We start from the raw sequence: 16323 nt of genomic DNA, 5'->3' as shown, positions 1-16323 counted from the left end.
CGTTCGGATTAATTTTACAATCTACCGTTTTGATAGGTTTGATTTGCGATGCTGGTCAGCGTTTTATCAAGGTAACTGCCCAGATTGTATGCAGGAATTGAAATGGTTACTAACGGTTTGTCTGTCATGATCCTTCCCCTCGATTCACTTTTGGAGTCAGTTTAGTCTCGAACGATTGGGTGGTCAATCAAAGTGGCTTGAAGGCGGACCGAACAAGAAATAGCCCGCTATTCCACCTTAACCTGCCCCATCATCCCATTCTCCTCGTGTTCCAAATTATGACAGTGATAAACAAAGATGCCACGATCATGGAAGCTCATTAGAACGCGGACTTTCTTACCAGGCTTCAAGTTAACAACGTCCATTAATCCAGATTCTGCTGCTGAGGGACGTTTACCGTTGACGGACAGAATTCGAAATTGGGCACCGTGAATATGAAACGGATGATCCATGCCGCCCATCATCGAATCGTTATTGGTGAGGTTCCAAATCTGATTGGTGTGCGGCTTGGCGGTCAGGTCAATTCGATCGGGATTGTAAACCCGACCATTAATCCGAACCATCCGCCCCATGCCGCTAAAACTAATTGTCTGGTGTTTCAAGCCAAATTGGTTCAGCTGCTTGGTGGGCGTCAGGTGATTCAATTTAACTGGCAATGTTCGGCTCCCGGTTCGCTTGGAATGTAGTCGCAGTTGCAGAACCCGCTGCCCGTTGGTCCGTAGAGCCACGTTCTTCGAAGTTGCGTTAGCGGTATTGACAACCACTTCTGCCCGCTGACCCGGTGCCAGATCAATCTGATTCATCTTCACCGGCTGGTTGAGGAATCCACCATCGGTCGCGATTTGGCGTATCGTGGCGCCATGATTTAAGGTGAAATGATAGGTGCGGGCATTTGAACCATTGAGCAGTCGCAGCCGCACCTGATTGGTGGTTACGTTAATGTATGGGTTGAGCGTCCCGTTGACCAGAAGCGTATTGCCTTCGGTGCCATCAGCGTTGTAGTCGGCTTGATAGTCGAACTGACCCGCCTTACTAAAGGTTCGATCCTGAACGACCAATGGAAAGTCATCAACACCGTACTTTTTAGGGAGATTCAACTTCTGGCTGTTCTGGTCGTCCACCAACATGAAACCCGCCAAGCCGTGATATACCTGACTGGCGGTGGTACCCATGGCGTGGGGGTGATACCACAAGGTGGCTGCCTGCTGGTCAACCTTAAACGTGGTTTGCTTGGTCTTTCCCGCAGCAATTGGTTCGAACGGCCCACCATCCGCCTTTCCAGGAACCAGGGCACCGTGCCAGTGCAGCGAAGTCCGTTGGTTCAATTGATTAACCACCTTAGTGTGGACAGTTTGCCCCCGACGGACACGAATTGTCGGTCCGAGGTACGATCCATCATAGCCCATCGTCTTCGTTTTAACGCCTGGTTTAAAGGTTGTGGTGCCGGCCTCGGCCTTCAATGTGTAGTAAACCGAATCACCCGATTTTTTGGTCGGCTTTAAGATTGGCGGTACCGCCAATCTTTTCGCTGCAGTGGTCGCCGTTTTGAGTGGGACATCCGTATCCGAATTTCGCTGGGCGCGACCGGATGAGTTACCACCCATCATCGAATGACCGGAAGATCCACTCCAGCTGCCCATCATTCCGCTACGATTTGAGCTGGAAGACTGTGAATGCTGTTGGGTATGGACAAACCAACCGACATTTCCCACCACGATAATCGCCACAATCACGCCAATGATGATCCACGCTGTTTTCTTCTTCAATATCCCCATCTCCTAATTGTGTCAGCAAGTTTACATATGTAGACGTCAATGCTAGTTTATACCAAACGTCTTCATCGTTCAAGACTGTTTTTTTGGGGGGAGCCAGGCAAATCTTCAGTGATCAAAATGTCAACAACTGCATAAAGCGTCGAATTAAGTCCCTTTACTTTTAAATCTTTCATCCAATATAATCTTAAATGAAGTAAGACCCAAGGGTACTTTATGGAGGGCTTTAATTATGATAAATAAGACAATTACCAAAAGGTTTTCCGTGAAAGGCCAATTTGTTCTACCGTCAGAATTTCGTAAAAAGCTCAATATTAGTTCAGGCGATGAAGTCATTGTTTCACTTAATGATAATCAAGAAATTGTTATCGCAAAAGTGCCAACTAAAGTAGATTGGCATCATTTACTTAAGGATGTGCCAGCTGAAACAGTTGATGTTGCTAAGGATGGCCATTACGATAAAACGAAAGCCCCAAATTTTGCTAAGTGGATGGAAGAAGGCTAGTACATGTCACCAAGGGACACACTATTTTGTCTTTGTCTTTTTTGATGATAGTACTGGCAAAAGTAATCGTGATGAGGTTAACTTATTCAAATTTATCAAAAACAATCAATCAAACCAAAAATGAAGAGCGCTATGCTGGGCTTCTCGCTTCTTAGGAAAATATGAATTCTACAATATAAAGCATGCCACACGCCCTTAGAAGCTGTTTAGTATCTTTGATTTTGACCCAATAATTTGATAAACTACTGTCAAAAAAGTTGGTGATCATATGCAACATTTTAGTCATCATTACCAAAGCGATATTTCTCGGCAACAATTCGATTTGATCCGCCAGGATCTGGAAGCTTCAAGAAAACGAACTCATCCAAAACACATTGATCCTTATGATATCTTCTGTGCCATGCTCTATGTCCTTAAAAATGGTTGTACTTGGCGTGATTTGCCGGCTGATTTTCCAAAGTGGTCCACTGTTTACTACTATTGGATGAATTGGTCGAAAGCCCCCACCCCTGATAAACCAGCTTTATTAACTCAGGTTTTAAAAAAATTGTCGCTGATCGACGATTAAGGCAAGGGCGATCAGCCCGAACTTCGTTCGTCATTTTAGATGCCCAAAGTATCAAGAACACCGCTACCGCTGAAAATAAGGGTTACGATGGTGGCAAGAAGATCTCGGGAATTAAACGGCATTTAGCCGTCGACATCAATGGCTTCCCGCAAGCGATCCATATTACCCGGGCTAACATCACTGATCGTGACGGGGCGATTGCACTCGTTACCCTTAATTTAGAGCAGTTTAAATTGGTTCGAACCATGATGGTTGATAGTGGTTATACCGGCCAAAATTTTGCTAATGAGATTAGCAGTTTAACGTCAGCCAAGGTAATCGTCGTTAAAAGAAATGAGTTACACCAATTTTCGGTTATCCCCCAACGGTGGCTCATTGAACGTTCATTTAGTTGGTTGGGAAATTATCACCGTTTATGGCGTAACTGTGAGCGTAAGCTCAACACTAGTCTCATGATGGTTTCGTTAGCTTTTATCAGGCTACTTCTTAAAAGATACTAAACAGCTTCTAAGTGGGAACTAAATAAAAGTTATCCCGATATCGATAAATTAATACTACTCAGTAAAATATTTGATATCAGTATTGACGAGCTCTTAGGTCAAGATAAACTTTTGAGAAAAGATATTATTATGAAAAGCACTCTTTACAGAAAAAGTATCAGCATTTTAAAGTATTTAGGCCTATTGTTGGCAACTATTTTATTGTTTTTAGGACTAAACTTTTGGAGCAATCAGCTTGATGACTTGCATATTCAAGATGTCAAAATCTACAATACATTTTTCGCCATGGAAAATGGAAAACCTACTTTTTACCTATATGGCAAATTAAAGCCCACCTTTGCCAGTTATAGCGGCGGTGCTTTCACTCAGTACAACAACAGCAATGGAAGTGCCTACGGTTATAATATTAATAAAGACAATGTCCAGATTAATGGCCAACAAACCCATAGTCCATTTGGCTCAAAAGAAGTCGTATTTCGTATTAAAAGCGATCCTAAACATGGATTAACATTGATCAATCAAAATATATACCTTACTGATCAACAACATCACAAAATAAAATTATATGATGCCCACACTAGAACCCAGTCACACAGTCTAGAGCAAAAAGATACTCAAAAGGGTTCTGGTGCAAAATTTAAAACAAATGCACATTAACTAACTTTTCTTGGATATTGACAGCTTACGCTATCAATAATTGCTTCAATTCAGCGGTTACTGAAAACCCGAAGAAACTACCATTTCTTCGGGTTTCTTTTCGAATCGCATAGACAACTTCAACCCCGGCTAAAGTTTTAGCGGCAGTTCGGATGGTTTGAAAACCAGCTGAGCGAACCCGATGTCTTTTAATGAATCGATGGTCTTGCTCAATTAGATTATTGCGATATTTGGAACATTCGTGATTTGCTTTCTCCAATAAGCCGTCTTTAATCACTTGCTTAATGGCTTTTAAAGTTCCACCATATTGGTCAGTTACCAAACAATGGGGACGACCATCGGTCGTAAATAATCGTTTCAAGAAATGGTAAGCGGACTGATAATCACGATGTTTACGTAACTCAAAGTCTAGCGTTAATCCCTGATTGTCAATGGCGCGATACAAATAGCACCATTGACCTTTAACCTTGATGTAAGTCTCATCCACTCGCCAACTTTGAGAAGCTGAATGTTTATGCCGACGCCACAACACCTGAAAGATTGGTCCGTAGTGATGAACCCAGCGCATAATCGTTGTATGATGAACAGTAATTCCACGATCACGTAAAATCTCAACGACATCACGATAACTCAAATTAAATCTGAAGTAGTAGCCAACGGCTACTAAGATGATGTCCTTTTGAAAGTGGCGTCCCTTAAAGTGATTCATGCGCGCAATCCCTCGTTTCTTGGTACCAAGTATACTAAAATCAAGTCAGCGAGGAAAATTTGCACCAGAACCCTTATTAGTTGGTTTGTTGTTCGTCCGCCGATGTGCGTCCTAACGTGCCAACACGTGTGTACGCCGATTTCAGTATATTCAAGCATTAAAATGTGGTGTCGCAGCCAGCTGGAGTGCAAGTTGGGTTGCACGTTCGAGCGAATCGTTTGTTTGTTGTTCCCAGCGGGCCGCGAGTGTGTTGGCCGGGTCGTGCAGACTAGTTAAGATATGTTGGGCGACTTGCAACGCGTGTGGTTGATGTAAACTGGTAGCCATAGTTTGTAGCGCGTCAGCTAGTTGTTCGCCTTCAGTTAGCTGTCGAGTCACTTGCATGGGGGTTTCGATGGCAACTTGTTCGTTGGCGCGCTGACCCGCCTGAATCCAATTATCCGTACTAGCTGGCACTGGTAACCAGAGCATCAGTAAAACGAACCACGTTAAGCAGGTCAGTTGGGACAGATCAACGCCCGCACCGGCCCATGGGTTCAGGTCTAAGTTACGTAATTCCAAGTATTGAATCCCATTCTGACATAGTTGTGAATGACCACCGGCATGACGCAATCGAACCTGACCGTAAAATTCCTTGGTCGCACTTAATTTTCCATTATCAACGGCCGCTTGCAGTGTTTGACAATAGTCATTTAACGACGCGTACGAGACCGTAACACCCGGCCGATTGGTATACCCGCTAGAACTGTTGCGTAAGCTTCGAACGGGCTGGGCTGGTGGCGTAAGACCAGACTGTGGCCAGCAGCGTGGTGAGCAGCCATAAAGATACGTCAGTAGCCAGCGATAGTGCAAATAATTCTGCGCAATGTGCAGGTAACAGCGATTTTGAAAGGTAGTGAAATCACGACTATCTGTCTGGGCCTGATACAATCCCATCATCAGACTAGCCGCTAAGCTCACATTACAGTGAACACCTGACAACATTTGACGTCGTCGGCCATAGCGGTGAGCAAGTCCTTGTCGATAGGCGACAGCGGCCGCATCCAACTTAGCAATTGGAATATCCCGGTCTTCTCGTGGAAGTGTGGGCAGCATGCTTAGCGGCCAAATCAGTTCAGGCAGAAGCCTTTGCCGGACTTGTTGTGTGAGCATCGTTAAGGCGTGCAACGCAGCAACCGCACTTGCTTGCGGTTGGGTGACTAACTCCAACTGTGTCTCCGCAAAGTCCCGTTGCAGGCCGGACAACTCGATGATAAGTGTTGGTGATAATGCCGTATCCGCCAAATGACCGGTCACCGTTACCCGCTGGCCTTCCCGTTCCAGCCCAATCTGAACAATCTGTGCATTGATCAACGCCGTATTTTCCATTAATAATTGTTGCCACTCCATCCACTCACCTCGCTGATTCAATCTAAATTTATCGTAGCATAGTCCCGACCTTGGTTCACTGATTATGACCTATTATTTAGCTGACTTACCATTACGAAATGAGTTTCCGCGCGTCCCTGCTTGATCATCCAAAGGATCAAAAAAACGAGTACCCAGTATTACCGGGTACTCGTTTTTAGGGTAATAATATCGGGTCTAGAATTTTTGGTGTTGGAAAGTATTTCCATTCCAAAAGTACTAGGCCCTAATTTAAAAGTAAGCAGTAAATAACCGACCGTATTTCCTGTGGCCGCCATATGGATTATGATTACCTCATCAAATAAATTGGTGAGGTGTTTTTGATGGATGAACAACCAGAAATCGTGCAAGTGAAAGTCGGTCGGACAACAGAAGCCCCAGCTTCTGGACCCGTCAAAGCGCTACAAATCAAAGTTGATGGCAATAAATCAGTTATTGTTTACAACCATGTCAACGGGTATATCCTCGATGCCGTCATGAAGGCGGTGTTCCCACATGATCATTGATACCAGCAAAATCGAACAAATCTACCTAGTTTGTGGTAAGACTGATTTGCGAAAAGGTATCGATGGACTCGCGGGTATCGTCCAGGAGCAGTACGATTTGGATCCATACTCGCAAGCACTGTATCTCTTTTGTGGTACACGCAAAGACCGCTTCAAAGCCCTCTATTGGGATGGCGACGGCTTCTTACTATTATATAAACGGTTAGAAAATGGCCATCTACAATGGCCGACCAATCAGCTTGCAATTCGCAGATTGGACCCGCGTCAGCTTGTTCGCTTATTGAGTGGTTGGGCGTTAGATTCGACGGTTCATAAAGTCTGCCCTCCAGGACATTGAAAGTGCTTTCTAGTTTGGAAAATGAGTGGTAAACTCAATGATAATAATCTTACATCAAGGAGGTGACACCCATGGCAGAATCAGAAAAGGATCAAATCATTCGCAAGCTCAAAGCAGAAAATAAGGGGCTTCAGGAACAGATTGCCTATCTTAGGCGAAAACTATTTGATCATAAATCCGAAGTATTAAATCCTAATCAAACGTCACTATTTGAGAAAGAAAATAGTGTTTTTAACGAACCAGAGCAAACTGGAGACCAAAGCAGCTCCGCGTCAAATCAAGTACGGCCAAAGAAATCAAAGAAAAAGACGCGGCGAGAAAAAGTAGATTCAAAGGTCCCAGTACGCGTAACCATCATTAAAACAGCTGATGGTAAATGTCCAGCAGGACATTCAGGCATCAAGCCGATTGGGACAAGATACGTCCGAGAAGAATTTCATTTCATTCCTGCCCGTGCATATCTGGAGAAAATCTACGAGCAAACTTATAAGTGTGAACAATGTGCTCATGATACGGCAACATCTGGTTTGTTCAAGCCATTGGTGCCACCGGCCTTGTTCCCACATAGTTTGGCTTCGGTCTCCCTAGTGGCAGAAATTATACATGATAAATTTGTCTTGGGGGTACCGCTATATCGGCAACTATCTGGGATTCGTCGTTTAGGTTATCAGACATCAGAAGCTACCTTGGCTAATTGGGTTAACAAATCTGCTCAACAGCTATTACCCCTCTATGAGGAAATTCATTGGCACTTGTGCTCGGCTCATCACCTGCAAGGTGATGAAACTCCAATCGAAGTTCTGAGAGAACCTGGTAAAGCCGCGACATCAAGGTCTTACATGTGGGTGGCGCGAACACCAATCAAACAACCAAATCCCATTGTCTATTATGCTTATGGTACCACACGTTCTGGTGTCTTTGCCCAATCCTTGTATGAAGGATATCTAGGCGTTTTACAATGTGATGGGTATAGTGGGTACAACCTACTTGGAAATAGCGTTCACCGCACAGGTTGTTGGGCTCATGTTCGGCGTAAGTTCTATGATGCATCTCAGTCACATATCAAGGGAGCTGACAATCTGCTTCACTTGATTGACGAGATGTTCGCCCTAGAACGGGAATGGCAAGCCTATTCACCACGAGTACGTCGTCGGCGACGTCGTAGTCGCTTGAGAAAAGTTCTCAAACGCTTTTGGCGTCTGATTGATCGTACCGAGGTCTTACCACAGTCTCGTCTAGGCAAGGCCATCGTCTATGCTCAAAAGCAGCGGCCGTATCTCGACCGGATTATCAATGATGGTGCCATTGATTGGAGCAATAATGCGGCTGAGCGTAACATGAAGAGTCTGGTGATTGGGCGAAAAAACTGGTTGTTCAGCACAAGTACGCAAGGCGCTGAAGCAACCGCTATTTGGATGACGTTTATTGAAAGCGCCAAGGCCAATCATATAGATCCGCGTCAATATTTGACGGATTTATTAAAAGCTTCAACGATTCTGCCAGCATTTCCAAAATCGGAAGAGTTGGAGGCTTATTTGCCATGGAATTATCGAAGACAGCAAAATATGGGCCAACGGAAAGACAATAATGAGGCCCAGGCGACGACGTTCGCCGCATAAACTGAAAAAGGAAAAGAGTGTTCTAAACTTCTCAAAAATCGAGAAGTTTAGAACACTCTTTTTGTATTGGAAATAATCTGTAAAACATAAATCAACACGGTCTGTTATTTACTGCTTACGTACTTAAAAAGCTAAGAAACTATTTGCCACCATATTTTCATATGAATATCTAAAATTTGAAAGTTTAATATTGCATACTTAAAAGGACAGCAGGTTTCCCCCTGCTGTCCTTTTAAGTACGCCGACAAAAATATTTTTCTTGGCTTCCCACACTGTTAACTACTTAATCGGTAAAAGCGGCTATTCCTGACCATCACTAATTTTAATATTCGTGGTAATAATATCAGCATCATCAGCAATGACCTTCTGAATATGGTTAGCATGAATGTATCCACTGATTGGATTCTTCACACTTTCAATCGTTGAATTTACTTCGGCATTGATATTCGTGCAGTATTCAAACGCTAGATTAGTATTTACTAATACACAATTTTCAAGCGTAATGTTATCCATATAACAGAATCCTTGATCACTTTCAATTGTGCAATTAACTAGTTTAATGTTTGAAGAATTCCAGCCAAAATATTCTCCCACAATTTTTGAATCATAAATCGTGACATTCTCACAATTCCAGAAAGCATCCTTGGTAATCAAAGTTGAATCATGGATCTCAACATTTTTAGCCCCGTCAAAGCCATAATTACCAACCAAACTAAGCTTATCAACTATAATATTATGACTATTCATACAAAAATAGTTACCAGCGGCCTCCACTGTGGACATGTAAATGTCACTACAATTCCAAAGTGTTTCATCTGCATTAGAAAAATGCACATGTTTTAATCTAATCTGGTTGGATTTTCTAAACGATTTTGGTGCCTGAAAAGTACTGTTCATAATTTGAATATCACTGGTGTACCAAATACCCGAACGGGCCATTTCTTCAAAAATGGTGTCATTAACCAACACTTTCTCACTATACCACAATGGATATTTCCACTTAAAAATGGCTTGTACTAGTTCAATATTAGTACTCTCTTTAAGGGGCGACTCACCGTCTCCAAACGTCGAATTTTCAATTCTTAAATCATGTGCTTTGAACAAAGCGCGTTCACCAGTTAATAATTGTTGTTTTACATCTTTCATAAATATCATCACTTTTAAAATTTGTTTTTTTGCTTCAAGTCGTCTAAACTTCTGGCCAACTCTGCATTTTGTTGTTTTAAATTTTCAATTTCAGATTGAGTATGGTCATGTTCAGCCTTACCTTCTTTTTTTCCCTGACCATGCATGCCTTTCATCATAAAAAGCATCATCAGCGGGCATAACAGAACCAGGGCATAATAGGCTAATGTCGAAATTAGTTGTAACATTTTATTTAACTCCTCGGTGTTTTAAGTTATCCAATTCTTGTTTCATTTTTGCATTCTCTAGTCTGAGATTTTCGTATGCGTCCTTACCTGAATCTTGGTTCGCATCACTATGGTCCATCTCGCATCCCATGGAACCAGATTCGCCATCAGTGTTTTTATGACCACGCATCATCCCCAAGTGCATTACACCCATTAGAACGAGCGCTATTATTACGCCATAACTTTGAATAAATTGAATCATTTAAATCGCTCCTCACTATAAGATTAATTTTCATGCAATGCTGCCCCATTGTATAAATCGATTTTTCTCACGCCAAAACGTCGATAAAGAATGAAGATCAGGCCCGTTATGAACAGTCCTAAAGAAAGTAGTTGCGAGATTCGAACTGATCCGACCATCAAGCTGTCGGTCCGCATTCCTTCAATTACGAAGCGTAATAATCCATACCAGACTAAGTAGAACCCGAAAATTTCTCCTCGCAGAAGACCTTTAATGCGGTGCCTGAGTAGTATCACAATAATGAAGCCTAATAAAGTTCCCATACTTTCAAAAAGGAAGGTTGGTTGTCGATAAGACCCAGATATAAACATTTGTTTCCGGAACACTTCTGGCAACCAGTTCAAATTAGTTGTTATTGCACCGTAAGCTTCTTGATTAACGAAGTTTCCCCATCTACCAATAGATTGGCCTAGTAAAACTCCCGGGATAGCAACATCCAATAAATCTAAAGGGTTGATCTTTTTTCTGTAACTAAAGATTAAAAGCACAATCGTTCCGGCAATTAAGCCACCATAAATCGCACCGCCGCCTTCCCAAAGCGCAATTATTTCATTTGGATGTTGCTTGTAATACCCCCATTCAAAAAGAACGTAGTAGGTTCGCACACCAATCAAACTAAATGGCACTGCCCATATCATAAAATCAGTTATATCATCAGTAGTTAGATGTCTTCGTGGCGCCTCTTTAGAAGCTAACCAGATTCCAATCAGCATCCCCGCTACGATGATAAGGGCATACCAGCGAATTCTCAGCGGCCCTAGCCTTAACGCCACTGTATCAATACTTGATAGAGCCAAATCCATAACACCTCTCCTTTCTTAGTAAATCCATTGTAAAAAAACAATGTGCAGAACTTGTGCAGATTTAAAATTTAATCTACACCGTTCTGCACATTTATAATTAGTCATAGGGCAGCTCAATTGTAAAAGTCGTGCCTCCATGTTGCTTACTTTTAACCGAGATATTTCCATCATGGAGCTTAATAATATCCTGAACGATCGTTAAACCTAGCCCAACTCCACCAGTCTTTCTAGTCCGTGATTTATCAACGCGATAAAAATGTTCAAATATATATGGTAAGTCGGCTGCATCGATGCCCTCACCCTCGTCAGAAATTTGAATGCTAAAAGATTTTGGAGATTGTTCGATATCAATACTGATGGTTGAGTTATCAGGCGAATATTTATAAGCATTAATAACTAGGTTGATTAATACTTGTTGCATTCTAGCATAATCCAATTTTGCTTCAAATTGTTGTGAACCGATAATATTCAAATGAATGTTTTTTTGATTCAAGATTCCCGCTACTTTTTTCATTAAGTCGTCCATTAAATTGGCGATAAGGACCGAAGATTTTTTTATTGAAAAATTATGTGCTTCAAATTGAACTAACGTCATCATGTCGTCCATCAAATGAGTCAACCGTGCACTTTCATCACGAATAATACTCAGGTATTTTACCCGTTCACCTTCTGATACTGATTCCCGACTGGCGATGTCCGTATAGCCTTTTATAAAGGTTAACGGCGTTCTCAATTCATGGGTAACGGCCGCAAAAAACTCATTCCGTTCCTTTTTCGTGTGTCGGAGTTTATTAGCCATGTCTTCGATTGAATTAGCTAAGTCCCCCAATTCATCCTGACTATCTATCGATAATGCTACGGACAAGTTTCCCTGGGCAATCTTTTTCGTTTCAGACGTTATTGCTCTGATGGGTAAGGTTAAATTTTTTGCGATAGATGCGGTTGCAAAAATAGTTATCAAAAACGTTAATATAACCAAAACTATGAACACGCTAGAAAAATCAAAGACCATTTTCTGAATCTGCTTAGTAGATAAGAACATATAAACATTACCAAGCAATTTGCCCTTTTTGATGATCGGTGATTTTGATACGAGATAACTTTTTTTCATCCAGTCAGAGTGTAAAACCTCAGATTTACCCTGACTAGCACTCGTGAATTTTGCAAGATGCTTTTTCATTTTAGAATTCACCACTTGTGAAGCCATCAAAGTTTGACCATCTGGACTTTGGACAATAATTGCCATATCAGTATCCCCTTTTTCAGTCAAAACAACATGTTTTATTGTTTGAGCAGTGAAATCGTTGGTCAAAACATGGGCATGGTTCTCCCCACGCTTGACTAAACTACTGGCCTGTTCATTGATCCAAGTGTTAACAACTAAAAGAAATAAGCTTATAAATATTCCCATTTCAATAGCAATCGCCATCAATAAAAATGACAGTCCTATTTTGACCGAAATCTTATGGCTAACCCTTTGTTTCATAATATTAATAGCTGCTTTTATCCTAACCATTTGTAACCAACTCCATATACGGTAATCAGCATCGAATCCACAGCAAAACCATTGTTTCTTAACTTTTCTCGTAAATTTCGGATATGTGAGTCGACGGTTCTATCATCAACCTCAGCGTTGTATCCCCAAATACGCTCAATTAAATGATTGCGACTAAAAATGTCATTTTTATTGTTCAAAAACAGCGTTAAAATATTGAATTCAATTGGCGTAATTTCGAGTTCTGCCCGATCGATACGCAGTTGATGAGTCCGCTGATCTAATGTTAAATTATTTGATTTTATTATGTCCATCTTCTCAGTACGCCGAACTAGTGCTTCAATTCTTGCCATTAACACATGCTCATCAAACGGTTTAGTAATATAATCATCAGCACCATTTTTCAAGCCAAAGATCATATCGTTATTTTGATTTAGGGCGGTCAACATAATGATTGGCGTATTATCAAATTCCCTGATTTTTTTACAAACTTCCCAGCCATCCATAACGGGCATCATGACATCTAATAGAACTAGATCAAACTTTTCATGTCTCAATCGCTCAATTGCTTTTACACCATCATTTGCCTTCTCGCAATGATAGCTATCACCCTCCAGATATAGCTGTAATAGATCTAACATTCGCGGTTCATCATCTATCAGTAATATATTTTTCACGCTTTCCCCCTGCTTTTCGTCTAAATAAAAAAGGCTCGCCGATCACGGCGGACCTCTCTTTGAAAATGACTTGTGTTATTTTTCCACTACCGTATAAAGACGGACATCATAACCTGCATTAGCTACCGCATCGCTTATTTCAGCTATCTGTAACTTATGTTTATCAAATTCAATGACGACTTCATCTTTTTCCAAGGTTACATTGGCATACTGCACGCCATTAGTTGCTTCGAGCGCATCCTCCACAATATGCTGACAATGTTCACAATGCATGTCATCAATTTTGGCAATTACTTTTTCCATGGGATCGCGATCCTCCTTAATTTGACGCTAGCTTATTTTCTTTTGGTAACCTGACATAATTAAGTAACAGCGAACTGATAACAACCGTAATGGAACTAAGCGCCATCGCGAGACCGGCTAGTTCCGGTGAAAGGATAAACCCGAGCGCATAGAAAATACCAGCAGCAATTGGAATCCCAACCACGTTATAAATAAAGGCCCAGAATAAGTTCAACAAGATGCGGCTATACGTTTTACGCGCCATAACCAGCGCAGTGACCACGTCCATTAAATCATTTTTTACGAGAACAATATCACCAGATTCAATTGCGATATCACTACCCGAACCCATGGCAATCCCAACGGTTGCAGTTGATAACGCCGGCGCGTCATTAATACCATCACCCACAAAAGCAACCGGCGCTTTTTCTTCTAACTCCTTAATATGTTGCGCTTTATCTCCAGGCATAACATCGGCAATAACTTCATCAATGCCAATTTCCTCAGCAATCGCCGTTGCCACCAGTTTGTTATCACCCGTTAACATAACTGTCCGAAAACCGGCTTTCTGCATTGCCTTGATTGCGGCCTTCGAAGTTGGTTTAGGTGCATCTTGAATCCCAATTAAAGCAATAATTTGCCCATCGTAGCCTACCAAGACCACCGTTTTTGCTTGCGCTTGAAGTTTGGTCATTTTATTTTTCAGATCAGTTGTCATATTAAAATCATCTGCTAATTTGTCATTGCCGATAAAGGCTTGCTTTCCATCAATAACGGCCTGGACGCCTTTACCACTGATAGCTTCAAAGTTTTCAGCTTGTAAGGGCACGACACTTTTGGCTTTTGCTTCATTTAAAACGGCTAAGGCTAGTGGATGTTCTGAAGCACCTTCAAGCCCGGAAGCAATGCTAAGAATCTCGGCTTCTTCAAATTTACCAGTTGAAACGATATCCGTTACTTGTGGTTTACCAACAGTAACGGTCCCAGTTTTATCCATAACAACCGTTTTAATCGTGTGAGTAGCCTCTAAGACTTCACCATTTTTAATTAGAATACCAAGCTTGGCGGAACGTCCCGTCCCAACCATCAATGCAGTCGGAGTAGCAATCCCCAGAGCACATGGACAAGCAATAATCATAACTGACACGGCGAAGATCAAGGCGGTAACCGGAGTAGCCCCTAAAAATGCATACCAAACAACGTACGTCAAAATAGCAATCATCAAAACAACCGGAACAAAAATGTTTGAAATGGTATCAACGGTCTTTTGAATTGGTGCCCGCGAGTTCTGTGCTTGACGAACCATTTCAGCAATATTCGACAACATTGTTTCAGAACCAACTTTGGTTACTTTAAAAGTAAATGATCCCGTATTATTGAGGGTTGCACCGATAACCGCGTCACCAGGTCCCTTTTCGACGGGCATTGATTCTCCCGTAACCATTGATTCATCAAGTGTAGATTGCCCTTCAACAATCTCACCATCAACAGCCACTTTTTCACCCGGCTTAACACGAACAACATCACCTTCGACAACCTGATCAATGGGAAGTTTTACAAATTCGCCATCGCGAAGGACTTCCGCTTCTTTGGCTTGCAGATCCATCAGCTTATCAACCGCCGATGAAGCTGACGACTTCATTTTTTCTTCAAAAACGGAGCCTAATAGTATTAAAGTAATCACAACCGCCACAGCTTCAAAATACGTACCAGCGGGTCTAGTAAACATGGCATAAATACTATAAATGTACGCAATCGTAGTACCTAATCCAACTAGGGTATCCATGTTGGCGTGATGGTTTTTAAATGAAACGATGGCAGTATGCAAAAATGGCAAGCCCGCAAACCAATAAACTAATGAACCAAACGCGAACAAAATCCACACACCATATTTTTCTCCGCCCAACATGGAGCCGCCAAAGCTCATAAACATATTTATGAGTAACGGTACTGAGCCAATCACACCAATGATGAATCTTTTCATAACTGACATAAGCTTTCCTCCTCAAATATCGAGCGTTATTATTTAACGCGATAGTTGCCCTTAACCATGTTCATACCACACGTCCATTCATAATTTCCTTTTTGAGGTGTAAACCTAACCGTTACCTGCTGATTGAGTGGTAGATCATATAATTCGCCGTTGAACTTGACTTGTTGCGTGCAGCCCTTATCAGCGACTCTCGTAAACGTAACCTCCGCTGGCTTACCAGCTTTTAATTTGAAATTATTTGGCGAATAGCCGCCATCAACCGTGATATTGATTTTATTATTATTTAATCCAAGCATAAACCTAGCTCCTTTGTTATTTGATAACGATCTTGCCATGAAACATGTGCATTCCACATGAATACTCGAACTCACCCGCTTTAGATGTGTCGATTGGAATCGCTACGTCTTGATTCATTGGCAACTCGGCGTCCACTCCGAAGTCTGGAAAAACGACTTTCTCAAGACAGGTCGTTGAATCTTTCCGATTAAAGACTAATTTTACAGGGGTATCTTTTTTTATTTTTAAAACAGCTGGATTAAAGCCGCCGTTGACGACCACTTTAGCTGTTTGACCATCTTTCGTTGTAACTGCAGTTGCTTGACTCTCACTATGTTTGCCAAAAAACCACCAACCAATAAAAACGATCAATATTACTCCAACTACTACTGTAAGTATTTGTGCCATATCATTTCCTCCTCTTAGGTAATAACGGTTATGTTTCTTTTCAATAATTTAAGATTACATCTGTAAACGTAGAAAATCAACACTAAATTTACATTTGTAAACATAAATTGAAAATTTTTTGAGAAATAAAAGGTAGATTGTAAAATTAATCCGAAC

19 protein-coding genes are annotated in these 16323 nt (G+C 41.6%); 6 read left to right on the top strand and 13 right to left on the bottom strand.

Annotated elements, in window-relative coordinates:
* Positions 1 to 227: 227 nt before the first annotated feature.
* Complete coding sequence (locus ATN92_RS00320) at positions 228 to 1775, bottom strand: multicopper oxidase family protein (RefSeq protein WP_234032507.1); 1548 nt, start codon at positions 1773 to 1775, stop codon at positions 228 to 230.
* Positions 1776 to 2004: 229 nt separating this feature from the next.
* Between ATN92_RS00320 and ATN92_RS00315 the strand changes: the two genes are divergently transcribed.
* From ATN92_RS00315 to ATN92_RS00305, 3 genes are all read left to right on the top strand, one after another.
* The gene (locus ATN92_RS00315; RefSeq protein WP_080475008.1) at positions 2005 to 2277 is read left to right on the top strand and encodes an AbrB/MazE/SpoVT family DNA-binding domain-containing protein; all 273 of its coding nucleotides are present in this window, start codon (positions 2005 to 2007) and stop codon (positions 2275 to 2277) included.
* Positions 2278 to 2545: 268 nt separating this feature from the next.
* Positions 2546 to 3345, top strand: a protein-coding gene (locus ATN92_RS00310; protein ID WP_099046409.1) for an IS5 family transposase whose coding sequence is annotated in 2 segments (ribosomal slippage) — positions 2546 to 2834 and positions 2834 to 3345 — 801 coding nt in all. Because the reading frame shifts where the segments join, the coding sequence is not laid out codon by codon here.
* Between the two features lie 111 nt (positions 3346 to 3456).
* Positions 3457 to 4002: a hypothetical protein gene (locus tag ATN92_RS00305; protein WP_234032506.1), complete on the top strand. Its 546-nt coding sequence runs from the start codon at positions 3457 to 3459 to the stop codon at positions 4000 to 4002.
* A 25-nt stretch (positions 4003 to 4027) separates the two neighbouring features.
* On the opposite strand, the gene ATN92_RS00300 is transcribed toward ATN92_RS00305, so the two are convergent.
* The gene (locus tag ATN92_RS00300; RefSeq protein ID WP_056950608.1) at positions 4028 to 4711 is read right to left on the bottom strand and encodes an IS6 family transposase; all 684 of its coding nucleotides are present in this window, start codon (positions 4709 to 4711) and stop codon (positions 4028 to 4030) included.
* A gap of 150 nt (positions 4712 to 4861) precedes the next feature.
* Positions 4862 to 6100, bottom strand: coding sequence for a glutamate--cysteine ligase (locus ATN92_RS00295; RefSeq protein WP_056950611.1), 1239 nt, complete (start codon positions 6098 to 6100; stop codon positions 4862 to 4864).
* 341 nt (positions 6101 to 6441) lie between these two features.
* Here ATN92_RS00295 and ATN92_RS00290 point away from each other — a divergent pair, with 341 nt between their 5' ends.
* The 3 genes from ATN92_RS00290 to tnpC all read left to right on the top strand — a co-directional run bounded on the left by ATN92_RS00290 (position 6442) and on the right by tnpC (position 8580).
* Positions 6442 to 6624: a hypothetical protein gene (locus ATN92_RS00290; protein WP_003646555.1), complete on the top strand. Its 183-nt coding sequence runs from the start codon at positions 6442 to 6444 to the stop codon at positions 6622 to 6624.
* Positions 6614 to 6961: an IS66 family insertion sequence element accessory protein TnpB gene (gene tnpB, locus ATN92_RS00285; protein WP_003646556.1), complete on the top strand. Its 348-nt coding sequence runs from the start codon at positions 6614 to 6616 to the stop codon at positions 6959 to 6961. Before ATN92_RS00290 ends, tnpB begins: the two co-directional genes overlap by 11 nt.
* Before the next feature lie 71 nt (positions 6962 to 7032).
* Positions 7033 to 8580, top strand: coding sequence for an IS66 family transposase (gene tnpC / locus ATN92_RS00280; RefSeq protein WP_056950614.1), 1548 nt, complete (start codon positions 7033 to 7035; stop codon positions 8578 to 8580).
* Between the two features lie 300 nt (positions 8581 to 8880).
* On the opposite strand, the gene ATN92_RS00275 is transcribed toward tnpC, so the two are convergent.
* The 10 genes from ATN92_RS00275 to ATN92_RS00230 form a co-directional block, all read right to left on the bottom strand.
* Complete coding sequence (locus ATN92_RS00275) at positions 8881 to 9726, bottom strand: DUF3737 family protein (RefSeq protein WP_056950617.1); 846 nt, start codon at positions 9724 to 9726, stop codon at positions 8881 to 8883.
* Between the two features lie 14 nt (positions 9727 to 9740).
* Entirely contained in the window at positions 9741 to 9953 is a 213-nt protein-coding gene (locus ATN92_RS00270; RefSeq protein WP_039098575.1) for a DUF2933 domain-containing protein, read from the bottom strand.
* A gap of 1 nt (position 9954) precedes the next feature.
* Positions 9955 to 10194 carry a hypothetical protein gene (locus tag ATN92_RS00265; RefSeq protein WP_033615025.1) on the bottom strand — a complete coding sequence of 80 codons (240 nt, stop codon included), beginning with the start codon at positions 10192 to 10194 and terminating at the stop codon, positions 9955 to 9957.
* Positions 10195 to 10217: 23 nt separating this feature from the next.
* Positions 10218 to 11036, bottom strand: a complete 819-nt coding sequence (lgt, locus tag ATN92_RS00260; protein ID WP_033615027.1) for a prolipoprotein diacylglyceryl transferase — start codon at positions 11034 to 11036, stop codon at positions 10218 to 10220.
* Positions 11037 to 11133: 97 nt separating this feature from the next.
* Complete coding sequence (locus ATN92_RS00255; protein WP_056950624.1) at positions 11134 to 12552, bottom strand: sensor histidine kinase; 1419 nt, start codon at positions 12550 to 12552, stop codon at positions 11134 to 11136.
* Positions 12540 to 13208, bottom strand: coding sequence for a response regulator transcription factor (locus ATN92_RS00250; RefSeq protein WP_082604466.1), 669 nt, complete (start codon positions 13206 to 13208; stop codon positions 12540 to 12542). Before ATN92_RS00250 ends, ATN92_RS00255 begins: the two co-directional genes overlap by 13 nt.
* Before the next feature lie 75 nt (positions 13209 to 13283).
* A complete protein-coding gene (locus tag ATN92_RS00245) occupies positions 13284 to 13511 on the bottom strand; it encodes a heavy-metal-associated domain-containing protein (RefSeq protein ID WP_033615028.1) in 228 nt (75 codons plus the stop codon).
* Positions 13512 to 13527: 16 nt separating this feature from the next.
* A complete protein-coding gene (locus ATN92_RS00240) occupies positions 13528 to 15483 on the bottom strand; it encodes a copper-translocating P-type ATPase (RefSeq protein ID WP_032811341.1) in 1956 nt (651 codons plus the stop codon).
* A gap of 29 nt (positions 15484 to 15512) precedes the next feature.
* Entirely contained in the window at positions 15513 to 15779 is a 267-nt protein-coding gene (locus ATN92_RS00235) for a cupredoxin domain-containing protein (protein ID WP_032811340.1), read from the bottom strand.
* Positions 15780 to 15795: 16 nt separating this feature from the next.
* Positions 15796 to 16167 carry a cupredoxin domain-containing protein gene (locus ATN92_RS00230; protein WP_032811339.1) on the bottom strand — a complete coding sequence of 124 codons (372 nt, stop codon included), beginning with the start codon at positions 16165 to 16167 and terminating at the stop codon, positions 15796 to 15798.
* Positions 16168 to 16323 lie beyond the last annotated feature (156 nt).

This window comes from Companilactobacillus bobalius (assembly GCF_009764355.1).
Note: the sequence above shows the minus strand (reverse complement) of the source record. Positions and strands in the feature narration are given on the sequence as shown.

Excerpts from the sequence above, each read along its gene's own strand:
- ATN92_RS00320 (WP_234032507.1), bottom strand. The coding sequence starts at position 1,775 with ATGGGGATATTGAAGAAGAAAACAGCGTGGATCATCATTGGCGTGATT.
- ATN92_RS00315 (WP_080475008.1), top strand. The coding sequence starts at position 2,005 with ATGATAAATAAGACAATTACCAAAAGGTTTTCCGTGAAAGGCCAATTT.
- ATN92_RS00300 (WP_056950608.1), bottom strand. The coding sequence starts at position 4,711 with ATGAATCACTTTAAGGGACGCCACTTTCAAAAGGACATCATCTTAGTA.
- ATN92_RS00295 (WP_056950611.1), bottom strand. The coding sequence starts at position 6,100 with ATGGAGTGGCAACAATTATTAATGGAAAATACGGCGTTGATCAATGCA.
- ATN92_RS00290 (WP_003646555.1), top strand. The coding sequence starts at position 6,442 with ATGGATGAACAACCAGAAATCGTGCAAGTGAAAGTCGGTCGGACAACA.
- tnpB (WP_003646556.1), top strand. The coding sequence starts at position 6,614 with ATGATCATTGATACCAGCAAAATCGAACAAATCTACCTAGTTTGTGGT.
- tnpC (WP_056950614.1), top strand. The coding sequence starts at position 7,033 with ATGGCAGAATCAGAAAAGGATCAAATCATTCGCAAGCTCAAAGCAGAA.
- ATN92_RS00275 (WP_056950617.1), bottom strand. The coding sequence starts at position 9,726 with ATGAAAGATGTAAAACAACAATTATTAACTGGTGAACGCGCTTTGTTC.
- ATN92_RS00270 (WP_039098575.1), bottom strand. The coding sequence starts at position 9,953 with ATGTTACAACTAATTTCGACATTAGCCTATTATGCCCTGGTTCTGTTA.
- ATN92_RS00265 (WP_033615025.1), bottom strand. The coding sequence starts at position 10,194 with ATGATTCAATTTATTCAAAGTTATGGCGTAATAATAGCGCTCGTTCTA.
- lgt (WP_033615027.1), bottom strand. The coding sequence starts at position 11,036 with ATGGATTTGGCTCTATCAAGTATTGATACAGTGGCGTTAAGGCTAGGG.
- ATN92_RS00255 (WP_056950624.1), bottom strand. The coding sequence starts at position 12,552 with ATGGTTAGGATAAAAGCAGCTATTAATATTATGAAACAAAGGGTTAGC.
- ATN92_RS00245 (WP_033615028.1), bottom strand. The coding sequence starts at position 13,511 with ATGGAAAAAGTAATTGCCAAAATTGATGACATGCATTGTGAACATTGT.
- ATN92_RS00240 (WP_032811341.1), bottom strand. The coding sequence starts at position 15,483 with ATGTCAGTTATGAAAAGATTCATCATTGGTGTGATTGGCTCAGTACCG.
- ATN92_RS00235 (WP_032811340.1), bottom strand. The coding sequence starts at position 15,779 with ATGCTTGGATTAAATAATAATAAAATCAATATCACGGTTGATGGCGGC.
- ATN92_RS00230 (WP_032811339.1), bottom strand. The coding sequence starts at position 16,167 with ATGGCACAAATACTTACAGTAGTAGTTGGAGTAATATTGATCGTTTTT.